The organism is Streptomyces sp. NPDC005263, from assembly GCF_042872365.1.
In the GTDB taxonomy this organism is placed as follows: Bacteria; Actinomycetota; Actinomycetes; order Streptomycetales; family Streptomycetaceae; genus Streptomyces.
The window spans coordinates 292,700-317,063 of record NZ_JBIAKJ010000006.1 but is presented as its reverse complement, the minus strand read 5'-3'; the positions used below and the strand labels follow the sequence as shown (position 1 = coordinate 317,063).

The following is a 24,364-nucleotide window of genomic DNA, read 5'->3' as shown; positions in this document are numbered from 1 at the left end:
CGCCCCCGAAGTGCCGGGAGCGGCGCCGCACACCGTGGTCGAGTGGTCAGAGCCTGTGTCATATCCCCGGCCGGATCAGCGCACGTCGTCTGGTGCGTGCGATCGCAAGGCGCCGGAGCGTCCTCGTAGCTCCGCTACGAGGACGCTCCGGCAACGCGGCGAGCGTGCGTGCCAGGCGGCGGGCGCCCGGCCGGGGATATGACACAGGCTCTTACTTCAGGGCTCCGGCGGTCAGTCCCTGCACCACCTGACGCTGGAAGACGATGTACGCCGCGAGCACCGGCAGCATCGCCATGACCAGGCCCGCGAACAGGCCGGACCAGTCGCCCTTGTAGCCCTGACTGACCGCCAGCTGCACCAGGCCCTGGGTCAGGACGCGCTTGTCCGGGTCGGTGTTCAGCACGGTCGGCAGCATGTACTGGTTCCACTGCCCCAGGAAGTTGAAGATCCCCACGCTGATCAGGCCGGGCTTGGCCATCGGCAGCATGATCTGGAAGAACGTCCGGGAGTGCGACGCCCCGTCCACGAACGCCGCCTCCGCGACCGAGGTCGGCAGGGTGCGGAAGAACGCGGTCAGGAAGAACACCGTGAACGGCAGCGAGTAGGCGATGTAGACCAGGATCAGCCCGTGGATCGTGTTCAGCAGGCCCATGTTGTTCACGACGTAGAACAGCGGGACCAGCGCCAGCATGATCGGGAAGCTCATGCCGCCGATGAACAGGTAGTAGATGAACCGGTTGCCCGGGAAGTCGAAGCGGGCCAGCACGTACGCCGCCATCGAGCCGAGCACCAGGGTGCCGATCAGCGACCCTCCCACCACCAGGATGGTGTTGAGGAAGTAGTCGCTCATGTTGGCCTCGGTCCAGGCCCGCGACCAGTTGTCGAAGTGCAGCGCGTCCGGCAGCGACCAGGGCGAGCCGAAGATGGCGCTGTCGCTCTTGAAGGACGTCATGACCGCCCAGACCAGCGGCAGCACCACCATGATCGCCCAGATCACCAGGATCCCGTGCGAGAAGGCGTTGAGGATGCCGCCCTCCTTCTTCTCCTTCCGGGAGGGGCCGGCCGGGACGTCGACCTTGGCGACGGGCACACCGGACTCGGCCGGCAGCGGGACGGGGGGCTCGGTCGTCTTCATCTGTCAGTACTCCAGCCGCTCGCGTCGTCCGAGCCGCATCACGAGGGCGGCGAAGGCCAGCGTGACGACGAGCAGGGCGACGCCGATGGTGGTGGCGTAGGCGGCCTGCCCGTCACGGAACGCCTTCTGGTACACGTACAGGACCATGACGGTGGTCGAGTAGTCGGGACCGCCCGGCCCGGTCGTCATGATCTGCACGACCGCGAACGACTCGGCACCCAGGGCGAGGATGCCCATGTAGACCCAGCCGGACTGCACGGTGTCCCACAGCAGCGGCAGGGTGATCCGGAAGAACGTGGTGGCCCGGCCGGCCCCGTCGAGCAGCGCCGCCTCGTACAGGTCCGCCGGGATGGAGGCCATACCGGCGGAGAAGAGGACCACGAAGAAGCCGACCGTGGACCACACGAGCACCGCCATCACACACCACAGGGCCAGGCTCGGGTCGCCCAGCCAGAGCGGCTGGACGCTGTCGAGGCCGATCCCGCGCAGCAGTGAGTTGATGGCACCACTGTCCGGGTTGTACGCGAAAGCAAACAACAGGGCGACGATCGCGATCGAAAGCACCTGCGGGAAGAAATAGACGATCTTGTAGAAGGAGGAACCCCGGACTCCGGAAATGACCGGGCCGCCCCTTCTCCTGCGCCCGCCGACATTGATCATGAAGGCGAAGAACAGCGCCAGGCTGATCGTGACGAGCGGCAGCACGACCGCGAACATCAAGCTGTGCTGCAAGGACTTCCAGAAGATCTCGTCGTCCAGCATCCTCCGGTAGTTGTCCAGGCCGACCATCTTGAATTCGGGGCTCAGGCCGGTCCAGTCCGTGAACGAGTAGTAGATGGACTGGATGAACGGCCAGACCACGAAGAGCGCGTACAGTCCGAGGGGCAGAGCCAGAAACCCCACGATGAACCGGTACTTGCCGTGCTGCATCGCTTCTCCGGTCCGTCTACTGGTGCTTGTAGTGCTTGATCGAGCTGTCCTTGGCGGTCTCGTCGGCGAAGGCCTGGATCTTCTTGACGGCCTCGGCCGGGGTGAGGCGGCCGGCCATCATCTCGCCCAGGCCGGAGACCCCGATCTTCTCCTTCTGCAATTGCACGTACCAGTCCTGCATCCGCGGATTCACCACGTTGCTGCCGGCCTTCTCCAGCGCCGCGACGCCGGACTTCAGTCCCGGGGTGAGGGTGATGCCCTCGGTGCCGCCGTTGAAGGCGGTCAGCGACTTGACCTTGCTGGTGAAGTTCTTCGAGGACGCCTCGCTGAGCATGATGCGCAGCTGCTCCATGCCGCCCTCCGCGTTCTTCGCCTTGGACGGGACGATGAAGGGCTCACCGCCGGAGGCCCAGATGGTGCCGAAGGGCATCTTGTCGGAGGAGTCGATACCGGTGGGCGCGGACACCGCCAGGTTGAAGTCCTTCGGGATGACGTTCGCCGACTCGTTCTCCACCCAGGAGCCGTTCGGGATGAACAGCGCCTTGCCCTTGGCCCAGGCGGTCTGCGACTGGATGTGGTCCAGACCGGGGGTGCCCTTGAGGATGTAGCCCTTCTTGTACAGCTCGTAGTAGGCCTCGAAACATGCCTTGACCGCCGGGTGCTTCCAGGCGTTCGGCTCCAGGTTGTCGATGGCGTCGAGCACCTCGACACCACCCACCTTGCCGATCATCGGGTAGAGCGAGAAGGGGAGGTAGTACGGGTATTTGCCCGCGTACGTCCAGCCCGCCATGCCCTTCTTCTTGGCCTTCTCGCACACCGCGAGCATCTGGTCCCAGGTCTCGGGATAGGTGGCGTCGAGGGAGTCCAGGGCCTTCTGCGAGTACCAGACGCCGTACACCGTGTAGGCGTAGTACATGATCCAGACCGGGTCGCCGTCGAGCTGGCCCATCTCCACGATGCCGGGGCGCAGGGTGTCGCGGACCTTCTTGCCCGGGTCGTCGTAGGAGGGGGCGTCCAGCAGCGGGGTGAGGTCGGTGAGCTGGTCCTTTCCGGCCAGGACGCCCATGTCCATCTGCTCGGCGCCGGAGTTGTCGATCAGGTCCGGCGGGGTGCCCTGGTTGAAGCGGGGCTGGAGCGTGGACTGGATCTTCTGGGTGGCGGAGAACTTCACCTTCGCCTTCGGGAAGTTCTTCTCGTAGATCTTCACGGCGTCCTGGGCGTACTCCTTGCCGAAGCCGCCGTCGAACAGGACGAATTCCATTCCCGCGGTGTCGTTCACGGCCAGCGGGTTCTTCGCGGTCTTCTTGCCCGCCTTGGCCTTGTCGCCGCTGTCGCCGCCGCCGCTGCTGGCGCAGGCCGACAGGAAACTCATGGTGGGAACGGAGATCAGGCCCAGCGCGGCCGACCGCTTGATCAGATCGCGGCGGCCGACACCACCGGTGCCGTTGTTCTCGGCGGAAGTGGATCCCATGCTCAAGTCCTCGCCTTCTCCAGGACTCAGGCGGTGAACCGGATCCTCCGGGCACCGCGGTCAGGTCAAGCAGGGTCGTGCGGGAAATGCAGATCATGACGTCGGGTCATGACGTGCGGATCGTGTGAATTGCCGACAGGTATAGTCCACTCACTGCCAGCGGAGCAAGATCGAACGCAGGGTTGGCCATGGGTCTTTTCCGAGTTGAGACCTCGCGGAAATATGAGCGGCCTGTGTACCGCTTGCCGGAAAAATCCCTGACATAGACCCCGAATGCCGCAGTCAACACCCTTGACATCACTGTCCACTTGAGCAACTACTGGTCCTTGCGCACACAAGTTGACAACGTTGTCCCCAGCGCAGGAGGGGTGCTCGCGTATGCAGCAGCACAGGGTTCGGCACAGACGGGGTTCCACGCGTGGGCGGGGTTCGGCGGTCGCACTGACGGCCGCCTTCGCATTGGCGTTGGGCTCTCAGGGGGCGGCGGTCGCCCTGCCCCAGGCCCCCGCGGCCGCCGGAAGCGGGTTCGCGTCCTCCTTCGAGGCGGACGATCCGGCACCCGACTGGCTCAACACGGTCGACACGACGCCGGACGGCGGCAAGCGCGCCTCAGGCGTCGACGGCGGCTACGACACCGGCATCCCGGGCAATGTGACCGAGCATGTCACCGACGTCCGGGCCAGCGCCGAGAACACCGGCGGCGGCGAGGTGAAGGACAACCTCGTCGACGGCGAGCCGGGCACCAAGTGGCTGGCCTTCGAGTCGACCGGCTGGGCCGAGTTCGACCTGGACAAGCCGATGAAGGTGGTCCGCTACGCGCTGACCTCGGCGAACGACGTCGAGGAGCGCGACCCGAAGGACTGGACCCTGAAGGGTTCCACCGACGGCAAGGACTGGAAGACCCTCGACACCCGCGCGGACGAATCCTTCTCCAAGCGGTTCCAGACGAAGACGTACGACATCCCGGAGGCGGCCGCCGCCGAGTACCGGCACTTCCGGCTGGACATCACCCGCAACAACGGCGCCGACGGCATCCTGCAACTCGCCGACGTGCAGTTCTCCACCGGCGGCGAGGCCGGCCCGGTGCCGCGGGACATGCTCTCGCTGGTCGACCGCGGCCCGAGCGGATCGCCCACCGCGAAGGCGCACGCCGGGTTCACCGGAAAGAGGGCCCTGCGCTACGCCGGACGGCACACCGCGGACGGCAGGGCCTACTCGTACAACAAGGTCTTCGACGTGGACGTGGCGGTCGGCCGGGACACCCGGCTCTCCTACCGGATCTTCCCGTCGATGGCGGACGGGGACCGGGACTACGACGCCACGAACGTGTCCGTGGACCTGGCCTTCACCGACGGCACCTATCTGAGCGGACTCAAAGCCACCGACCAGCACGGTTTCGCCCTCTCACCGCAGGGACAGGGCGCCGCCAAGGTGCTCTACGTCAACCAGTGGAACAACGTCGTCTCACGGATCGGGTCGGTCGCGGCCGGGAAGCGAGTCGACCGGATCCTGGTGGCGTACGACTCCCCGAAGGGCCCGGCGATGTTCCGGGGGTGGCTGGACGACGTGACCATCGACCGGGCCGCGCCGGAGAAGCCCAAGGCCCATCTGTCGGACTACGCGCTGACCACCCGGGGCACCAACTCCAGCAACAACTTCTCGCGCGGCAACAACTTCCCGGCGACGGCGGTGCCGCACGGCTTCAACTTCTGGACGCCGGTGACCAACGCGTCCTCGCTGAGCTGGCTGTACGACTACGCGCGGGCCAACAACGGGGACAACCTGCCGACGATCCAGGCGTTCAGCGCGAGCCATGAACCGAGCCCCTGGATGGGCGACCGGCAGACCTTCCAGGTGATGCCGTCGGCCGCCTCCGGCACCCCGGACACCGGGCGTGAGGCGCGTGAGCTGGCCTTCCGGCACGAGAACGAGACCGCGCGGCCGTACTACTACGGGGTGCGGTTCGAGAACGGGCTGAAGGCGGAGATGACGCCGACCGATCACGCGGCGGCGCTCCGGTTCACCTACCCCGGCGACGACGCGAGCGTGCTCTTCGACAACGTGACCGACCAGGCGGGGCTGACGCTCGACAAGGAGAACGGGGTCGTCACCGGGTTCTCGGACGTGAAGTCCGGACAGTCGGCAGGGGCCACCCGGCTCTTCGTGTACGGCGTGTTCGACAAGCCCGTGCGTGACGGGTCGGCCGGTGGGGTCAAGGGGTATCTGCGCTTCGACGCCGGTGCCGACCGGACCGTCACCCTGCGCCTGGCGACCTCGCTGATCAGCCTCGACCAGGCGAAGGACAACCTGCGACAGGAGATCCCGGACGGCACCTCCTTCGAGAAGGTGAAGTCGCGCGCCCAGCAGCAGTGGGACAGGATTCTCGGCAAGGTCGAGGTGGAGGGCGCCACCCCGGACCAGCTGACCACGCTGTACTCCAGCCTGTACCGGCTCTACCTGTACCCCAACTCCGGTTTCGAGAAGGTCGGTTCGAGGTACCAGTACGCCTCCCCGTTCTCGCCGATGCCGGGCCCGGACACTCCGACGCACACCGGCGCGAAGATCGTGGACGGCAAGGTGTACGTCAACAACGGTTTCTGGGACACCTATCGGACCACCTGGCCGGCGTACTCGTTCCTGACACCTGGTCAGGCGGGCGAGATGGTCGACGGGTTCGTCCAGCAGTACAAGGACGGCGGCTGGACCTCGCGCTGGTCCTCACCCGGGTACGCGGACCTGATGACCGGCACCTCCTCGGACGTGGCGTTCGCGGACGCGTACGTCAAGGGCGTCGACTTCGACGCGAGGTCGGCGTACGACGCGGCCCTGAAGAACGCGACCGTCGTACCCCCGTCGTCCGGCGTCGGCCGCAAGGGCATGACGACCTCACCCTTCCTCGGCTACACCAGCACCGACACGCACGAGGGCCTGTCCTGGGCCCTGGAGGGCTACCTCAACGACTACGGCATCGCGAGGATGGGCCAGGCCCTCTACAAGAAGACCGGCGAGAAGCGCTACCAGGAGGAGTCGGAGTACTTCCTCAACCGGGCCCGGGACTATGTGAACCTGTTCGACCCCAAGGCCGGTTTCTTCCAGGGCCGGGACGCGAAGGGCGACTGGCGCGTCGAGTCCTCGGCGTACGACCCGCGGGTGTGGGGCTACGACTACACCGAGACCAACGGCTGGGGGTACGCGTTCACCGCGCCGCAGGACAGCCGGGGTCTCGCCAACCTCTACGGCGGCCGTAGCGGCCTCGCGGAGAAGCTCGACGAGTACTTCGCCACCCCGGAGACCGCCTCGCCCGACTTCGTCGGCTCCTACGGCGGCGTCATCCACGAGATGACGGAGGCGCGGGACGTCCGGATGGGCATGTACGGGCACTCCAACCAGGTCGCGCACCACGTGAACTACATGTACGACGCGGCAGGGCAGCCCTGGAAGACCCAGAAGAACGTGCGTGAGGTGCTGTCGCGGCTGTACACCGGCAGCGAGATCGGGCAGGGCTACCACGGCGACGAGGACAACGGCGAGCAGTCGGCCTGGTTCCTGTTCTCCGCGCTCGGCTTCTACCCGCTGGTGATGGGCAGCGGCGAATACGCGGTCGGCTCCCCGCTGTTCACCAAGGCGACGGTCCATCTGGAGAACGGCCGGGACCTGGTCGTCAGGGCGCCGAAGAACAGCGCGAAGAACGTGTACGTGCAGGGGCTGAGGGTCAACGGCCGGTCCTGGACGTCGACTTCGCTGCCACACTCGCTGCTGGCGAAGGGCGGGGTCCTGGACTTCGACATGGGAGCGAAGCCGTCGTCGTGGGGCACCGGCAAGAACGCCGCCCCCGTGTCGATCACCCAGGACGACCGGGTGCCTGCCCCGCGTGCGGACGTGCTGAAGGGCGAGGGCGCCCTGTTCGACAACACCTCGGCTACGGACGCGACAGTGGCCCCGTCCGTCGATCTGCCGGTCTCCGGGCGGGTCAGGGCGCTCCAGTACACGCTGACCTCATCGGCGGACCGGACGAAGGCGCCTGCCGCCTGGAAGCTCCAGGGCTCAGCCGACGGGACCACGTGGAAGACGCTGGACGAACGGTCCGGGCAGTCCTTCGCGTGGGACAGACAGACCCGCGCGTTCTCGGTGAGGACCCCGGGTACCTACCAGAAGTACCGTCTGGTCGTCGATGGCGAGGCGGTGGTGTCGGAGGTGGAACTGCTCGTCTGAGCAGCCGAGTTGGGGGTCCCGTACCGTTGACCGTGCCTGTCCTGCCCGAGGACGTCGACCCGGCCTGGCTGCCGCCCGAGGCCTTCCGGCCGCTGGGCGGGCGGCGGACCCTGATCCGTGGATCAGGGCCGCTGGTGGAGACGGTGCACGCGGAGGTGGCCGAGGCCTGCGCCCGGTTCGGTGGTCGTGTCGTACGCGACCCCGAGCCGGGCGCTCCCGGGTACGACCTGGTGCTGGAACTGACGGGTGCCGAGGAGTCCGAGGCCTTCACGTTCGTCCGCGAGGGCGGCCGGACGACCGTGACCGCGTCCGGGCAGGCCGGGCTGCTGTACGGCCTGTTCCACGTCGTCCGGCTCGGCGAGGACGCCTTCGCGGGGGAGCCGACTCGGCGGACCCACCGTCCGGCGGTGGCGCTGCGGATGGTGGACCACTGGGACAACGTGGCGGTGCACCCGGTGATGGGCCAGGTGGAGCGCGGCTACGCGGGCGGTTCGCTGTTCTGGGCGGACGGCCGGGCACGCCGGGAGCGGGTCCGGGTGCGCGCCTACGGTCGGCTGCTGGCCGCCTGCGGGATCAACGCGGTGGCGGTGAACAACGTCAACGTGCACGAGACCGAGGCACACCTGCTGACGGACCGGATCGATGAGGTCGCCGACCTCGCGGCCGCGTTGCGGGCGTACGGGATCAGGACCCATCTCTCGGTCGGCTTCGCCTCACCCATGGTGCTCGGCGGCCTCGCGACGGCCGACCCGCTGGACGAGTCGGTGCGCGGCTGGTGGGCCGAGGTGACCACGCGGGTGTACGAGGCGATACCGGACTTCGGCGGCTACGTGGTGAAGGCCGACTCCGAGGGGCAGCCGGGCCCCTTCGCGTACGGCCGCTCGCACGCCGACGGGGCGAACATGCTGGCCGCCGCCCTCGCACCGTACGGCGGGACCGTGCACTGGCGGGCCTTCGTCTACGACCACCGGCAGGACTGGCGGGACCGGACGACGGACCGGGCGCGGGCCGCGTACGACCATTTCACGCCGCTGGACGGGGAGTTCGCCGCCAACGCGATCCTCCAGGTGAAGCACGGTCCGCTGGACTTCCAGGTGCGCGAACCGGTGTCACCGCTGATCGGCGCGATGCCGCGGACCCGGCTGGCGGTGGAGGTGCAGGCCACCCAGGAGTACACCGGGCAGCAGCGGCACGTGTGCTGGCTCGGGCCGATGTGGAGCGAGGTGCTGCGGTTCCGGCCGGACGGGCAGGACCCCGTCGGGTCGCTGGCGCGGGGCGGCCTGGTGGCGGTGTCCAATGTGGGCGACGACCCGTTCTGGACCGGGCATCCCCTCGCCCAGGCGAACCTGTACACCTTCGGGCGGCTGGCCTGGCGGCCGGACGCGGATCCCGGTGACCTCCTCGACGAGTGGATCCGGCTCACCTTCACGCCCGGCGCGACCTCGGACCCGGCGCGCCTGGAGGCGGGGCTGCACGCCGTGCTGGACGGTTCGTGGCGGACGTACGAGAAGTACACCGCGCCGCTCGGGGTGGGCTTCATGGTGCAGCCGGGCCATCACTACGGCCCGAGCGTCGACGGCTACGAGTACAGCCCCTGGGGGACCTACCACTTCGCCGACCGGGACGGCATTGGTGTCGACCGGAGTGTGGCGACCGGGACGGGCTACGCGGGGCAGTACCCGGGGCCCTGGGCCGAGGTGTACGAGTCGCCGGACACCTGCCCCGACGACCTGCTGCTGTTCTTCCACCACATGGCGTACGGGCACCGGCTGCACAGTGGGAAGACGGTGATCCAGCACATCTACGACACCCACTTCGAGGGCGTGGAGGAGGTGGCGAAGGCCCGGCGGACCTGGGCCGCCCTGGTGGACCTCGTCTCCCCGGCGCGCCACGCGCGGGTCGCGGAGCGGTACGAGGAGCAGCTCCACAGTGCCCGCGAGTGGCGCGATCAGATCAACAGCTACTTCTTCCGCACGTCAGGTGTGCCCGACGCACAGGGGCGCCGCATCTACTGAAGCCGCAGGATCACTGTGCCGAGCGGGTCGAGGGTGAGTGGCTCGCCCTGGTCGACGTGTTTGCCGGTGAGCAGGTCGGTGGCGGTGGCGTGGGCGGTCAGGTGGGCCGGTTCGGGGGCGTGGTTGAGGAGGAAGAGGAGGCGGGTCCCGTCGCGGGCGACGCGGGTCGCGGACTCGACGGTCGGCTGGTCGGCGTACGGGCCGAGCAGGTCGTGGCGGGCGAGGACCGCTCGGACGACCTGGTCGACGCCCGGCTGGTCGAGGGCGGTGGCGACGTACCAGCCCTCCCCCTCGCCGAACCGGTTGCGGGTCACCGCGGGGGTGCCCGCGTAGAAGTCGGCGCCGTAGGTGCCGACCGGCTCGGCGCCGCGCGGCTGCACGATCTCGAAGACCAGCCGCGCCGTGCGGCTCGACTCCCCCAGCTCGACGGGCTGGACGACGTCGTGGGGGCGGGCGTCCCATTCGTCGACGCGGATGCCCATGAGCGGGCCGAGCGGGCCGGGGACGTCGGCGGCGAAGGCCAGGTCGTGTTCGTCGACGCGGCCGGAGAGGAAGGTGGACAGGACCGTGCCGCCGCGAGCGGCGACCGCTTCGAGGCGGGCGGCCAGGTCGCCCTTGACCATGTACAGGACCGGCGCGAGCACCACGTCGTACGGGGTGAGGTCGGCGGTCTGCGGGACCACGTCCACGTCGGCGCCGGCCTCGCGGGCGGCCCGGTAGTAGGCGTGGACGGTGTCCTGGTAGCGGACCAGGCGGGACGGGCCGTCGGAGATCTCCAGGGCCCACCAGCTGTCCCAGTCGAAGACCAGGGCGGTGCGGGCGGGGGTGCGGGCGCCCAGGGTCGCGCTGCCGAGCAGCTCCAACTCCCGCCCCAGGTCGGCCACTTCGCGGAAGACTCGGGTGTCGTCGCGGCCCGCGTGGCCGATCACCGCCCCGTGGTACTTCTCGCAGGCGCCGCGGGAGGCGCGCATCTGGAAGTAGAGAGCCGCGTCGGCGCCGTGGGCGACGGCCTGGAAGGTGGCGAGCCGCAGTTCCCCGGGGCGCCGCAACGGGTTGACGTCACGGCAGGCGGTGGTGGACGGGGTCTGTTCCATCAGCCAGAAGGGGGCGCCGTCCCCCAGGCCGCGCATCAGGTCGTGGGCGAGGGCGGTCCGGGTGGGCGGGGCGTCGAGGGGCGGGTAGCTGTCCCAGGACGCGAAGTCGAGGTGGGGCGCCCAGCGGTGGTAGTCGAGGGGGCGAAACATGCCCATGAAGTTGGTGGTGACGGGGGTGTCGGGGTCATGGGCGCGGATCACCTCCTTCTCGGCGAGGAAGCAGCCGAGCAGCGCGTCGGTGGTGAAGCGGACGTAGTCGAGGGTGGTGCCCTGGAAGGCGGTGTGGTCGGGGCCGCGCCAGTGTTCGGTGAGGGCGTTCGGGGGCTCGATCTCGCCGAAGTCGGTGTAGCGGTGCGACCAGAAGGTCGTGTACCAGGCGTCGTTGAGGGCGTCGAGGGTCACGTACTTCTCGCGGAGCCAGCGCCGGAACGCGTCGGCGCACAGCTCGCAGTAACAGGTGCCGCCGTACTCGTTGTTGATGTGCCAGGCCAGCAGCGCCGGGTGGTCCGCGTACCGTTCGGCGAGCCGTGCGGCCAGCGCGGTGGAGAGCCGTCGGTACGCGGGTGAGCTGGGGCAGAAGGTGTGGCGCTGGCCGTAGCGGTGCCGTCGGCCCTCGAAGTCGGTGCGGCCCGTCTCGGGGTACTTCTTGGCGAGCCAGGGCGGCAGGGCGGCCGTGCCGGTGGCCAGGCACACCTGCCGTCCCTCGGCGGCGGCCCGGTCGAGGATCCGGTCGAGGACCGTGAAGTCGTAGGTGTCCTCGGCCGGTTGGGTGAGTGACCAGGAGAAGACACCGACGGTGAGGGTGTCGATGCCGGCCCGGGTGAACAGGCGGTGGTCCTCGTCCCACACCTCCTGCGGCCACTGCTCGGGGTTGTAGTCGCCGCCGTAGGGGATCTTCGGGGTGCGGGGCGGGGTCATACGGTGAAGTCCTCCTGGGTCTCGACGATCACCGACCGGCTGCTGTGCAGCAGGGACAGCAGCAGCGGGGCGGCGACCAGGGCGGGCAGCGCCTCGGTCAGCAGGACGGTCAGGGCGCTCGTGAGGACGAGCAGCGAGGCGGCGCCGAGGGTGGCTCGGCCGCGGCGGATCAGGAAGTACCCGGCGAGGCGGGCGGTGTCCCGGGCGCGGAAGGCGAACAGCGAGGTGAGGACGAGGGCGTGCGCGCCCCACAGGAGTGAGCCGACGCCGATGACCGCGAGCAGGACGGCCCACCAGCGGGGCAGTCCGGTGGCCGAGAAGTGGGTGAGCGTGAAGGCGATCACGGTGAGCCAGGCCAGCAGCGGCGTCCACAGCTTCAGGGCCGGCAGCGCGTTGAGACGCCAGCCGCGCCGGTAGGTGCGGGCCGGGTGGAGGTCGGTGAGGTCGCGGTCGCGGTGGTGGAGCGCGTACAGGGCGGCGGACAGGGCCGGGCCGAGGGGCAGCAGGCATACGGCGGCCAGTGGCAGGTTGGCCGGGTCGGTGCCCACGACCAGCAGCCCGGCCAGGCCGGGTGCGGCCGCGCCGAGCAGCAGTGCCTCGACGGTGACCAGGGTGTGGATCAGCGCGGCGGCGCGGGATAGGGGACCGTCGCCGAAGGCGGTGGCCTGAGGTGTGCTCACCCCGCGTGCTCCCTTCCGGGCAGCCGGAACCGGCCGCTCGGCTCGGCGGGGACGCGGGTCACCCGTTGTCCTTCTGGTAGCGGTCGTACGCCTTGTTGTGCATGTCGAGGAGCTGCTGCATGTTCTTGGCCTTCAACTCGCTGACGTAGGCGTCCCATTCGGACAGCGGGCGTTTGCCGAGGACGAACTTGAGGGTGTTCTGCGTGACGTGGTCCCGCAGTGGGGTGTCCCACAGCGTCGCCTGCTCCTGCTCGACGGACTGCAGCGGGTGGGCCGGGGCCACGGGCAGTTGCTTGCGCTGGGTCATGGCGTCCTGGAACTTCTGCTCGTCGGGGCTGAACATGGAGGAGACCAGTTCCCAACTGCCGCCGTAGGCGAAGACCCCGTTGTAGAAGCCGTAGTTCTTCTGCATGTCCTTCGGGGCGTCCGGGTCGGAGCCCATCAGGCTGATGCCCTTCATCGGCCGGTAGCGGCCCCCGGAGCGGGTGTAGGTGACGCCCTCGACTCCCCACCGGGCGAACCGCTGGCCCTCGTCCGAGTACCAGAGCCAGTCCACGAACTGCATCATCGCGACGAAGGAGTCACTCTTGAGGGCCTTGCTGGAGACCATGACGCCGTTCTCCAGCCGGACCCCACCCAGCACCACCGGTCCCGCCGGGCCGAGCGGCACCGGGATCATCTCGATCCTCGCTCCCCTGACCTGCTTCTCCAGGTTGAAGCGGTACTCCTGCACCAGCACCTGCGGGTTGGCGCTGATCGCGAACGACTTCTGCCCGAGCAGCTTCTGTGCCGCGTCGTCGTCGGTCTGGGTGAAGCTCTCCGGGTCGACCAGTTTCTCGGCGACCAGCTTGCGCACGAACGCCAGCATCTGCCGGAAGGCGTCGGTCGCGCCGGTGAAGACGAACTCACGCGCGTTCGCGTCCCAGCTGATGTTGTCGTACGTCCAGCCTGCCCTGACTCCGTACGCCTGGCCGAGGTAGCTGAAGAGGGCGGCGGCCGGGTAGGGCGTGTTCTTGCTCCAGCGGTCGGAGAAGGGGTAGCGGTCCGGGTACTCCCGTCTGATCGCCGTGAAGACGTCGTACACCTCGTCCCAGGTGGTGGGCGCGGTCAGACCGAGCCGGTCGAGGACGTCCATGCGCAGCGCCAGCGAGTAGCCGGACCTGGCCTTCTCGTGCAGTCCGGGCAGCAGGTAGAACTTGCCGTCGGACTGGCGGATGGAGTCGATCTCCGGCTCCAGCTTCCACTTCTTCACCTTGTCGCGGAAGTTGGGCATCAGGTGCAGGTAGTCGCTCACCGGGAGGATCGCGCCCGACGACACGAACGCGACCTCCGAGGGGTGGTACGTCTTGGGGATCAGGAACGGGGCGTCGCCGGAGCCGATGAGGACGCTGCGTTTCTTCTCGTAGTCCATGAGGGGGACGGAGACGGGTTTCAGGGTGACGCCGGTGCGCTTGGTCAGCTCCTTCCAGAACAGCCAGTCGTTCTTCATCGGGTAGACCGGGTTCTCGTTGTGCAGGACCGAGAACGACAGCGGCTCGGCCGCCTTGAACTGCTGGCCGGCCCGGTACTCCTTCATCGCGCCGTTCTGCTTCTTGGAGAGGTCCTTGGAGTCGCCGCCGTCGCCGCCTCCCCCACAGCCGGTGAGGGTCGCGAGGCCGACGAAACCCGCGGCGGCCAGGATCTGGCGCCGCGACAGCTGTCCTGCGTTCTTCACGGGAACTCCTTTGTTCCGTACGCCGGTTGAGGAGGGTGCGGCAGGTGCCGGCGCGGTCAGCCCTTGACCGCGCCGAGCATCACGCCCGACACGAAGTAGCGCTGCACGAAGGGGTACACACAGAGAATGGGCAGCGAGGTCAGCACGATCGTGACGGCCTGGATGTTGGCCCCGACCTGGCTGAGCTGCGCGTCGGCGGCGCCGGCGTTCCCGCCGGTGGTGGCGCCGGAGATCAGGTTGCGCAGATAGACGGTGACCGGCATCAGCTCGGTCCGGTCCATGTAGAGGAACGCGCTGAACCAGGAGTTCCAGAAGGACACCGAGTAGAAGAGCACCATCGTGGCGACGACCGCCTTGGACAGCGGCAGCACGATCCTGAGCAGGACGCCGTACGTGCCCAGGCCGTCGATCTGCGCGGCCTCCTCCAGTTCGGTCGGCAGGCTCTCGAAGAAGGCCTTCATCACCAGCAGGTTGAAGACACTGATCGCGTTGGGCAGCGCGATCGCCCAGACGCTGTTCTTCAGGCCGAGGTCGGTGACCAGGATGTAGTTGGGGATGAGGCCGCCGGTGAAGAACATGGTGAACACGGCGATACCGACGAGCGCGCCGCGTCCCTTGAGGTTCTTCTTCGACAGGACGTAGGCGTAACAGGTCGTCAGGACCATGGCGACGGCGGTGGCGACCACCGTGTACAGCACCGTGTTGCCGTAGTTCCGCCAGAACATCGAGTCCTGGAACACGATCTTGTACGTGGTGAGGTTGAACCCCTTGGGCCACAGCGTCACCTGGCCGGCCCGGATCTGGCGTTCCGCGCTGAAGGAGCGGGCGATGATGTTGAGGAAGGGGTACAGGGTCACCCCCACCACCAGGGTGAGGACCACCCCGTTGACGCCCTGGAAGACACGGTAGCCGCGGGTCGGCTGGTTGACGGACGTACGCGGACGGGCGGGACGCCCGGACAGCGGGCTCACCACAGGCTCGTCCCCACGGTGCGGCGCGAGAGCTGGTTCGCGGTCGTGATCAGCACCAGGCCGATGACCGCCTCGAACAGGCCGATGGCGGCGGCGTAGCTGAAGCTGTTGGACTCGACTCCGGACCGGTAGACGTACGTCGAGATCAAGTCGCCGGTCGGGTACGTCAGCGGGTTGTACAGCAGCAGGACCTTCTCGAAGCCGACCGCCATGAAGGTGCCGATGTTGAGGATCAGCAGCGTGACCATGGTGGGGCGGATGCCGGGCAGGGTGACGTGCCAGATCTGCTGCCAGCGGTTGGCGCCGTCGATGCGCGCGGCCTCGTACAGATCGTCGTCGATGGTGGTGAGCGCGGCGAGGTAGAGGATCGTGCCCCAGCCGGCGGTCTGCCAGATCTCGGAGCCGACGTAGATGGTGCGGAACCACCCCGGTTCCTGGATGAACCGGATCGGATCGTGGCCGAGCCGGCCCAGCATGTGGTTGATGGGACCGTCGGTGGCGAGCATCTGCAGGGTGATGCCCGCGACGATCACGATCGACAGGAAGTGCGGCAGGTACGACACCGACTGCACGAACCGCTTCAGCGACCGTCTGCGCACCTCGTTGAGCAGCAGCGCCAGCACGATCGGGATCGGGAAGCAGAAGACCAGGGTGAGTCCGCCGATCCACAGGGTGTTGCGGAACACCTGCCAGAACGTGGGGTCGGTGAGGAACATACGCACATAGCGCAGTCCCACCCACTGCTCACCGAAGAGGGAACCGCCCGGCTCGAAGCGCCGGAAGGCGATCACGTTGCCGACCATCGGCAGGTAGCGGAAGACGAGGAAGAACAGCAGAGGCAGTACGGCGAGCGAGTACAGCTGCCAGTCCCGGCGCAGTGCCCGACGCCAGCCGGTGCGCGCGGGGGTCCGCACGCGCAGACGGGGGGCTGCTCCGGCCGGTGGCGGGTCCTGGGTGCCCGGCGGTGGGGCCGATGTTGTGGACGTGCTCATGCTCGGGCCTCCCGTGGCATGGGACGCGGAACCGAAACTTTCGAGCTCTTACCGGTAACTTCGCGGCAACTTAGGGGCAGCAGAAAGCGCTGTCAATGGGGGCTGCGCGAGGCGAGGTTGGGCGGTGGGGCGGTTGTGGCGCGCTGGATTCACCACGGGGCGAGGGTGGAAGGGATGAAGGGATCGGCGTGGTCACGTCGGAACTTTCTGACGTCGGACCGCAACGATCGGACCCAGCCGCCCCGTTGACGCCTGTGAGGTACCGCCGTGCCAGCGTTCGACCTGCCGCTGAAGGAACTCGAGCACCACCGACCGGAGGTGGAGGAGCCCGCCGACTTCGACGAGTTCTGGCTGAGCACCCTCAAGGAGGCCGGGCAGACGGACCCGGTGGTCTCGGCGCGGCCGGTGACGACGGGCCTGCGGCTGACGGAGACCTGGGACGTGACCTTCCGCGGCTTCGCAGGGGAGCCGGTGCGGGCCTGGTTCAGCCGCCCGGCCGGGGTGCCCGAACCGCTGCCGGCCGTCGTCGAGTACGCCGGCTACGGCCGTGGGCGAGGACTCCCCCACGAGCGGCTGACCTGGGTGAACGCCGGGTACGCGCATCTGCTGATGGACAACCGCGGGCAGGGCGACCAGTACGGCTGCGGCGGTGACACCCCGGACCCGCACGCGAGCGCGCCCGGCGGCCCGGGCCCCGCGGTACGCGGTCTGCTCGACCCGCGGGACCACCACTACCGCCGCCTGATCACGGACGCGGTCCGCGCGGTGGCGGCGGTCCGCGCGCTGGCGGGGGTGGACGCGTCCCGGACCGCCGCCGTCGGCAACAGTCAGGGCGGCGGGCTCGCCCTCGCCGTCGCCGGGCTCGTCCCGGATCTCGCGGCGGTCCTGGTCACCGCGCCCTTCCTGTGCGGGATCCGACGGGCACTGGACCTCACCGACGCGGCCCCCTACGGCGAGATCACCGCGTACCTGTCCGTCCACCGGGGCGCAGAGCGGGCCGCGTACCGCACGCTCTCCTACCTGGAGGGCGTCTCCTTCGCCCGGCGCGCGCGGGCCCCCGCGCACTTCGGGGTGGGCCTGCGCGACACGGTGTGCCCGCCGAGCGGGGCGTACGCCGCGTTCAACCGCTACGGGGAGTCGGGCGGTGCGGCACATCGCGAGGAGGTCGCGCGAGCGAGCGTCCGCGAGGAGCGTGTCTGGAGGGAGCCCATCCGCAAGGAGATCCACGCCTATCCGTACAACGGTCACGAAGGCGGTGACGCGGTGCACGTCCGTCGCCAACTCGACTGGCTGGCCGACGTGTTGGGAGTCCCCGACGTCAGTTCGGAGCGGGCGTGAACACGTGCGGGCCGGGCAGATCCGCAGCGTCCTCGCCGGCCCGGCTCGCGGGCCCGGTGGCACACATCACCCACCGGGCCCGCCCCGAGCGGCGGTTCGCAACGCCGGGGCGTCGATGACAGATCCACCGGCGATGGTTCAGCCGACGGCGGTTCAGCCGACCCGGCAGGGAAGCGTCGCCGTCGCGTCACCGCCGGACCCGGAGACGACGTAGCCGAACGTCGTACTCTTCCCCGGAGCCAGTGAGCCGTTCCAGTCGGCGTTGTGCACCATCACGTTCTGTCCGGTGTAGGTGGCGTTGCCGCTCCACAGGCTGTCGACCTTCTGGCCGCCCGGCAGCGTCCAGTCGACCATCCAGCCCAGCATCGGGACGTCGCCGGAGTTGGTGACGGTCACCTCGGACTGGTATCCGCCGTTCCAACTGCCCGTGGTCTTACGGGTGGCGGTGCAGGTACCCGGCACCGGATCGGTCGGGTTGCCCGGCTCGTGAATGCCGGTGACCTCGCCGTTGCCGCCGTCGAAGACGACGTCGGAGCAGGAGTAGAAGGTCTCCGCGCTGTCCGAACGCTGCCACACCATGTAGATGATGTGCCGCCCCGACTTGTTGGCCGGGAGCTTGCCGGACCAGGAGTAGTTGGCCTCGACCGTGCCCGGGCTGCCGTTGAGCGGCGGGTGGTCGACACTCAGGAACGGCTGTGACTCCATGGCGTCCCAGGTGAGGGGCTTCTTGGGGTCAAAGCCGTCCTTGGTGACGTAGACGTAGAACCAACCCGGGTGCGCGGCCCAGGCGTTGTAGGAGAAGTCGACCGTCTTGCCCGAGGTGAGGTGGGTGAGCGGCCAGTCGTCGCGGGCCGCGTTGAAGCCCGTGAAGTTGGTGTTGCCGCCGCTGCACAGCTCACCGTCCGGCACGAAGCCGCGGGTCCGGCCGGCGCCGTCCGAGCGCAGCACCGAGAACCAGTTGTAGAACGGCGTGGTGCCGCTGACCTGCTGTGCGTTCTTGCAGGCCGGGTTGACCGGTTTGATCTCACCGGTGTTGGTCAGTGCGTCCTGCCAGCACAGGAAGGTGCGGCTGGCGGGCTTCATCGGGGTACCGTGCGCCTCCGCCTCGCCGCCCGCCGTGACGACCAGGCTGAGCGCCGGGATCGTGGCGAGCAGGGAGACCAGCACGAGGAAGAGGGCGCGGGCGCGGGTGGGGAGCGGGAAGCGGGGGCCGGAGGGTAAGCGGCGTGCGGGGTCCGGGGACTCCACAGCTGTCCTTGTCGTGATCATGACATATCAGACCGTTCCTTGAGGTACGGGCCGTGGATGCGTGTGCGCTGATGCGTGCATGCGGATGCGTGTACGGATGCGCGTGCGGATGCGGGGGGTGGGAGCGACCACGCGGCGGGTTCCGGTCCACCTTGTGGGAGCGCTCCCACCCACCTCCTTGGGACGCTAGCGCCGACCGGCCGACTTGTAAACGGCTGACGCACGAGGGTTGTGGGCCCTTCTGCGGAGGTGGAGCCGTCTACGAGGCTTCCTCGCTCGGGACGGCTGTCGGCGCCGCTTCGGCCCTCGGCCGGTCCGGGCGTACCGAGAACGCCGTGTCGCCCGCCACGGCCACGATCGCGTCCTTGACGAGCAGCAGGCTGGGGATCGTGTTCGCCGCCGAGTTGCCCGGGTCATCGAGCTTGTCGGTGCTCCAGCGCGCCGCCCCGGTGTCCCGGTCGAGCGCGAGGAGGCGGCCGTAGCGGTTGGCGAAGTAGAGGGCGCCGTACCTGGTGGACAGCACCGGCGCGGACAGGTTCTCGACCTGGGCGCCCCGCTGCCACAGGCGTACCCCGTCCCTCGCCCTGATCGCGGTGACCGTTCCGTCGGGGCGGACGAAGTACACGGTGCCGTCGACGAGGGTGGCCTCGCCGCGCGGGATGTCCGGCAGCGGAGTCCGGACGGCCTTGCCCTTGACCGGGTTCACCTGCACCAGGGCCGCATACGGCTCGTCCCGCCCGTCGTTCGACTCGGACTCGGCGCTCTTGCGCACCGCGAACAGCGGCTGCCCGTCGAGGGCGCCGACCGGCATCGCCGTCTGGGGCAGCGAGGCGATCTCGTGGGCCGCGCCGTCGGCCGGAGCGAGGCGCAGAAGACCGACGGGGCCCGTGGTGGGGTCGACGGCGTCGGTGCACACCCCGTAGGGGGCGCCGCCCAGGACCATCGGGGCGCAGCCGGTGCCGGGCCTCGACCTCGCCGGCGTTCGCCACAGGTCCTTGCCCGTCCGGGCGTCGAGCGCGAGGAGTTCCGACGTCTTGTCCGACATCGTCAGGACGCCGCCGTTGAAGAGGGCGGCGGGATGGCCCGTGTCGACGGTGCGGATCCAGACCCGCTTCCCGGTGTCCGCGTCGAGGGCGATCACCCGCTGGTCCGCGTTCACCTCGTCGGGCTGCTCGTACACGTACACGATGCCGCCGCGTACGCCGAGGGGCCGGTCTGCCGCCTGCGCGCTGTTGCCGTAGCGCCACTCGACGCGGCCCGTGGCGGCCGCGACCCTGGCCACCGTGAAGCCGGTCCCCGCGCAGTACAGGGAGGCTCCCGCGGACACACAGCCGGCATCCGCGGCGCTCACGTCGATGGCCGTGGGCTCCTCCTTCACGGGGCGCGTGAGCTTCGCCTGCCAGGGCCGCCAGCCGGCCGGGAGCGTCGGGCCGGCAGCGGCGGCGGAGACGTCGGCGGTCGTGTTCGGGCCACCCGCCAGGTGGTAGGCCGACACCCCCGCCACGGTGAAGCCCAGGGCCGCGCCGAGGACGACGAGGCGGCGCACCCGGCGTCCGCGGCCGCCGGCCCGGGTGGCGGTGGTGTCCCGCGCCCCCGGCATGGTCGTGTCACCGTGGCCTCGGGAGGCCCCTCGGATATCCGGGACGGTCGGCGGGCCCCCCGTCGCCGCGTCGGGGAGGGTCCTGAACATCCGGTGAAGTTCGGCGAGTTGGGGCCTGGCGGCGGGGTCCTTGTCCAGGCACCGTTCGACCATGGTCCGCAGCGGCTCCGGCACCCCGTCCAGGGAGGGCTGCTCGTGCACGACCTGATAGCCCGTCATGTACGGGCTGCCGCCGTCGAAGGGGCGGTTGCCGGTGGACGCGTACACCAGCAGCGAGCCCAGCGAGAACACGTCCGAGGCCGCGGTGACGTCCCGGGGCGAGGCGAACTGCTCCGGGGACATGAAGGGCGGGGTGCCGATCAGGTGCCCGGTCATCGTGAGGGCCTCGTTGTCGGCGGCGCGTGAGATGCCGAAGTCGATGACGCGGGGGCCGTCCTCGGCCATCAGGACGTTGCTCGGCTTGAGGTCCCGGTGCACGACACCGGCCTGGTGGATGTCCCGCAGCGCCTCGACGAGCCCCAGGGCCAGGGTCCGCAGCGCGCGCCCGCTCAGCCCGCGCTCTGTGGCAACGATGTTCTCCAGCGTGCGGCCGGGCACGTACAGCGTTGCCATCCACGGCAGTTCGGCGTCGGGATCGGCGTCCACGACGGGGGCGGTGAAGGCCCCGCTGACCCGGCGGGCCGCGGCGATCTCCTGCCGGAAGCGGGTCCGGAACTCCTCGTCCTGGGCGTACTGCGCGTGGACGACCTTGACCGCGACCTGGCGGCCCGAGGCCGAGCGGGCGAGGTAGACCACTCCCATGCCGCCGCTGCCGAGCCGGTCGACGAGGGTGTAGCCGCCTATGGACCCGATGGACTCCGGCTCCCCCGTACCCAGCGACATGTACCGGTCGCCCTTCCTGAATCCCCTGTGCCACCGCGGCTGTTCGGACGCATCACCCTAGCGCCTCGCCCTACGGGCCTCGAGGCGGGGCGAGGGGGTGGCTCGCCGTCCGGGGGCCGGCCTGCGGACCCTGCGGCGGCGGGTCACCAAGACGCACAGGCTCCTACGGGGGCAGGGGGCCACGCAGGTGGTACGCGGATGTGTACAGCGATGGCCGCCGCCCCGTGAAGGGGCGACGGCCGATACCGATACCGACCCTGGGCACTCAGCCCAGGGGGTACATCACTTGCGGATCAGGCTGCGCAGCACGTACTGCATGATGCCGCCGTTGCGGTAGTAGTCCGCCTCGCCGGGGGTGTCGATGCGGACGACCGCGTCGAACTCGACACCGGTGTCGGTGGTGACCTTGACCGTGCGCGGGGTGGTGCCGTTGTTGAGCTCCTCGACACCGGTGAAGGAGAAGGTCTCCTCGCCGGTCAGACCGAGGGAGGCGGCCGAGGCGCCCTCCGGGTACTGGAGCGGGAGGACGCCCATGCCGATGAGGTTCGAGCGGTGGATGCGCTCGTAGGACTCGGCGATGACGGCCTTGACGCCGAGGAGCGCGGTGCCCTTGGCGGCCCAGTCACGGGACGAGCCGGAGCCGTACTCCTTGCCGGCCAGGATGGCCAGCGGGGTGCCCTGCTCGATGTAGTTGCGCGAGGCGTCGTAGATGAACGACACGGGCGCGTCGGGCTGCGTGAAGTCGCGGGTGTAGCCGCCTTCGGTCCCCGGCGCGATCTGGTTGCGCAGGCGGATGTTGGCGAACGTGCCGCGGATCATGACCTCGTGGTTGCCTCGGCGCGAGCCGTAGCTGTTGAAGTCACGACGCTCCACACCGTGCTCGGTGAGGTACTTGCCGGCCGGGGTGTCGGCCTTGATCGCACCGGCTGGGGAGATGTGGTCGGTGGTGACCGAGTCGCCCAGCTTGGCCAGGACGCGCGCGCCGACGATGTCGGAGACCGGGGTGGTCTCCATCGTCATGCCCTCGAAGTACGGGGGCTTGCGCACGTAGGTCGACTCGGCGTCCCACTCGAAGGTGTTGCCGGTCGGGATCGGCAGCGCCTGCCACTGGGCGTCGCCCGCGAAGACGTCCTGGTAGGACTTGTTGAACATGTCCTCGCCGATGGCGTTCGCCACGACGTCGTTGACCTCGGCCTCGGAGGGCCAGATGTCCTCGAGGTGGACCGGGTTGCCGTCCTGGTCGATGCCCAGGGCGTCCTTGGTGATGTCCACCTTCATGGAGCCGGCCAGGGCGTACGCGACGACCAGCGGCGGGGACGCCAGGTAGTTCATCTTGACGTCGGGGTTGATCCGGCCCTCGAAGTTCCGGTTGCCGGAGAGGACCGAGGTGACCGCGAGGTCGTGGTCGTTGACGGCCTTGGAGACCTCATCCGGCAGCGGGCCGGAGTTGCCGATGCAGGTGGTGCAGCCGTAACCGACCAGGTTGAAGCCGACCTTGTCGAGGTACGGGGTCAGGCCCGCCTTGTCGAAGTAGTCGGTGACGACCTTGGAACCCGGGGCGAGGGTGGTCTTGACCCACGGCTTGCGGGTCAGGCCCTTCTCCACGGCCTTCTTCGCGACCAGCGCGGCGGCGACCATGACGTACGGGTTGGAGGTGTTGGTGCAGGAGGTGATGGCCGCGACCGTCACCGCGCCGTGGTCGATCTCGTACGTCGAGCCGTCGGGGGCGGTCACGGTGACCGGGTTGGACGGGGCGCCGTTCGGGGCGACGGCCGGGGAGTCGGAGGCCGGGAAGGACTCCTTGCCCGACTCGTCCACGGAGTCGACGTAGTTGAGGACGTCGGACTTGAACTGCTGGGCGGCGTTCGCGAGGACGATGCGGTCCTGCGGGCGCTTCGGGCCGGCGATGGAGGGGACGACCGTGGAGAGGTCGAGCTCCAGCTTCTCGGAGAAGTCCGGCTCGGCCTTCGGGTCCAGCCAGAGGCCCTGCTCCTTGGCGTACGCCTCGACGAGCGCGACCTGCTGCTCGGAACGGCCGGTGAGCTTGAGGTAGTTCAGGGTCTCGCCGTCGATCGGGAAGATCGCGGCGGTGGAGCCGAACTCCGGCGACATGTTGCCGATGGTGGCGCGGTTCGCCAGGGAGGTGGCGGCGACGCCCTCGCCGTAGAACTCGACGAACTTGCCGACCACGCCGTGCTTGCGGAGCATCTCGGTGATGGTCAGCACCAGGTCGGTGGCGGTGGTGCCGGGCTTGAGCTCACCGGTCAGCTTGAAGCCGACGACGCGCGGGATGAGCATGGAGACCGGCTGGCCGAGCATCGCGGCCTCGGCCTCGATGCCGCCGACGCCCCAGCCCAGCACGCCGAGGCCGTTGACCATGGTGGTGTGCGAGTCGGTGCCGACCAGGGTGTCGGGGTACGCCTGACCGTTGCGGACCATGACCGTGCGGGCCAGGTGCTCGATGTTCACCTGGTGGACGATGCCGGTGCCGGGCGGGACGACCTTGAAGTCGTCGAACGCGGTCTGGCCCCAGCGCAGGAACTGGTAGCGCTCGCGGTTGCGGCCGTACTCCAGCTCGACGTTCTGCGCGAAGGCCTCGTTGGTGCCGAACTTGTCGGCGATGACGGAGTGGTCGATGACCAGCTCGGCCGGGGAGAGCGGGTTGACCTTCGCCGGGTCGCCGCCGAGCTCCTTGACGGCTTCACGCATGGTGGCGAGGTCCACGACACAGGGCACGCCCGTGAAGTCCTGCATGATCACGCGGGCCGGCGTGAACTGGATCTCCTGAGAGGGCTGGGCCTGCGAGTCCCAGCCACCGAGGGCGCGGATGTGGTCGGCGGTGATGTTCGCGCCGTCCTCCGTGCGGAGCAGGTTCTCGAGCAGGACCTTGAGGCTGTAGGGCAGGCGGGCCGAGCCCTCCACCTTGTCCAGCCGGAAGATCTCGTACGACTCGTCGCCCACCTGCAGCGTGCTGCGGGAGTCGAAGCTGTTCGCCGACACGACAGTCTCCTTCATTTCTGTGCGCTTACCACCGCATCCTGCCCCCACGCCCTCTCGGGCCATCCGCTAAGGTAAGGCTAAGTTAGGTATGCCTTACTGTCAGACTTGGCGGAAGCGTGCGGCTGCGGTACGCCTCGGCAGATATCTCGATGTCGAGATAACTC

At 69.1% G+C, this 24,364-nt stretch carries 14 protein-coding genes; 3 read left to right on the top strand and 11 right to left on the bottom strand.

Annotation, left to right across the window (positions count from 1 at the left end; all coding sequences use genetic code 11):
* Window positions 1-211 precede the first annotated feature (211 nt).
* From ACFYRY_RS27385 to ngcE, 3 genes are read right to left on the bottom strand one after another with little or no spacing between them, the layout of a single operon-like run.
* Window positions 212-1,135 carry a carbohydrate ABC transporter permease gene (locus tag ACFYRY_RS27385; protein ID WP_389150959.1) on the bottom strand — a complete coding sequence of 308 codons (924 nt, stop codon included), beginning with the start codon at window positions 1,133-1,135 and terminating at the stop codon, window positions 212-214.
* Window positions 1,136-1,138: 3 nt separating this feature from the next.
* On the bottom strand, window positions 1,139-2,065 hold the full coding sequence (locus tag ACFYRY_RS27380) for a carbohydrate ABC transporter permease (protein ID WP_389150956.1): 927 nt from the start codon (window positions 2,063-2,065) through the stop codon (window positions 1,139-1,141).
* A gap of 16 nt (window positions 2,066-2,081) precedes the next feature.
* Entirely contained in the window at window positions 2,082-3,536 is a 1,455-nt protein-coding gene (gene ngcE, locus ACFYRY_RS27375; RefSeq protein ID WP_389150953.1) for an N-acetylglucosamine/diacetylchitobiose ABC transporter substrate-binding protein, read from the bottom strand.
* A 378-nt stretch (window positions 3,537-3,914) separates the two neighbouring features.
* Here ngcE and ACFYRY_RS27370 point away from each other — a divergent pair, with 378 nt between their 5' ends.
* Window positions 3,915-7,748, top strand: coding sequence for a GH92 family glycosyl hydrolase (locus ACFYRY_RS27370; RefSeq protein ID WP_389150950.1), 3,834 nt, complete (start codon window positions 3,915-3,917; stop codon window positions 7,746-7,748).
* Between the two features lie 32 nt (window positions 7,749-7,780).
* On the top strand, window positions 7,781-9,763 hold the full coding sequence (locus ACFYRY_RS27365) for an alpha-glucuronidase (protein WP_389151644.1): 1,983 nt from the start codon (window positions 7,781-7,783) through the stop codon (window positions 9,761-9,763).
* On the opposite strand, the gene ACFYRY_RS27360 is transcribed toward ACFYRY_RS27365, so the two are convergent.
* Genes ACFYRY_RS27360 through ACFYRY_RS27340 form a run of 5 tightly spaced genes read right to left on the bottom strand, consistent with a single transcriptional unit; the run spans window position 9,757 to window position 16,132 of the window.
* Entirely contained in the window at window positions 9,757-11,775 is a 2,019-nt protein-coding gene (locus ACFYRY_RS27360) for a beta-galactosidase (RefSeq protein WP_389150947.1), read from the bottom strand. The two genes, ACFYRY_RS27365 and ACFYRY_RS27360, sit on opposite strands and share 7 nt — an antisense overlap.
* Complete coding sequence (locus ACFYRY_RS27355) at window positions 11,772-12,455, bottom strand: hypothetical protein (RefSeq protein WP_389150944.1); 684 nt, start codon at window positions 12,453-12,455, stop codon at window positions 11,772-11,774. The genes ACFYRY_RS27360 and ACFYRY_RS27355 overlap by 4 nt, the downstream gene beginning before the upstream one ends.
* Window positions 12,456-12,513: 58 nt before the next feature.
* Window positions 12,514-14,169, bottom strand: coding sequence for an extracellular solute-binding protein (locus tag ACFYRY_RS27350; RefSeq protein ID WP_389150941.1), 1,656 nt, complete (start codon window positions 14,167-14,169; stop codon window positions 12,514-12,516).
* Between the two features lie 56 nt (window positions 14,170-14,225).
* Window positions 14,226-15,143 (bottom strand): carbohydrate ABC transporter permease, encoded by a 918-nt coding sequence (locus ACFYRY_RS27345; RefSeq protein WP_389150938.1) that lies wholly within the window; start codon window positions 15,141-15,143, stop codon window positions 14,226-14,228.
* On the bottom strand, window positions 15,137-16,132 hold the full coding sequence (locus ACFYRY_RS27340) for an ABC transporter permease (RefSeq protein ID WP_389150936.1): 996 nt from the start codon (window positions 16,130-16,132) through the stop codon (window positions 15,137-15,139). The genes ACFYRY_RS27345 and ACFYRY_RS27340 overlap by 7 nt, the downstream gene beginning before the upstream one ends.
* Window positions 16,133-16,399: 267 nt before the next feature.
* On the opposite strand from ACFYRY_RS27340, the gene ACFYRY_RS27335 reads away from it, so the two are divergent.
* A complete protein-coding gene (locus ACFYRY_RS27335) occupies window positions 16,400-17,470 on the top strand; it encodes an acetylxylan esterase (RefSeq protein ID WP_389150933.1) in 1,071 nt (356 codons plus the stop codon).
* Window positions 17,471-17,623: 153 nt separating this feature from the next.
* On the opposite strand, the gene ACFYRY_RS27330 is transcribed toward ACFYRY_RS27335, so the two are convergent.
* The 3 genes from ACFYRY_RS27330 to acnA all read right to left on the bottom strand — a co-directional run bounded on the left by ACFYRY_RS27330 (window position 17,624) and on the right by acnA (window position 24,200).
* On the bottom strand, window positions 17,624-18,739 hold the full coding sequence (locus ACFYRY_RS27330) for a lytic polysaccharide monooxygenase (RefSeq protein WP_389150930.1): 1,116 nt from the start codon (window positions 18,737-18,739) through the stop codon (window positions 17,624-17,626).
* Between the two features lie 238 nt (window positions 18,740-18,977).
* On the bottom strand, window positions 18,978-21,200 hold the full coding sequence (locus ACFYRY_RS27325) for a PQQ-binding-like beta-propeller repeat protein (RefSeq protein ID WP_389150927.1): 2,223 nt from the start codon (window positions 21,198-21,200) through the stop codon (window positions 18,978-18,980).
* 282 nt (window positions 21,201-21,482) lie between these two features.
* Entirely contained in the window at window positions 21,483-24,200 is a 2,718-nt protein-coding gene (gene acnA, locus ACFYRY_RS27320) for an aconitate hydratase AcnA (protein WP_389150924.1), read from the bottom strand.
* Between the last annotated feature and the right edge of the window lie 164 nt (window positions 24,201-24,364).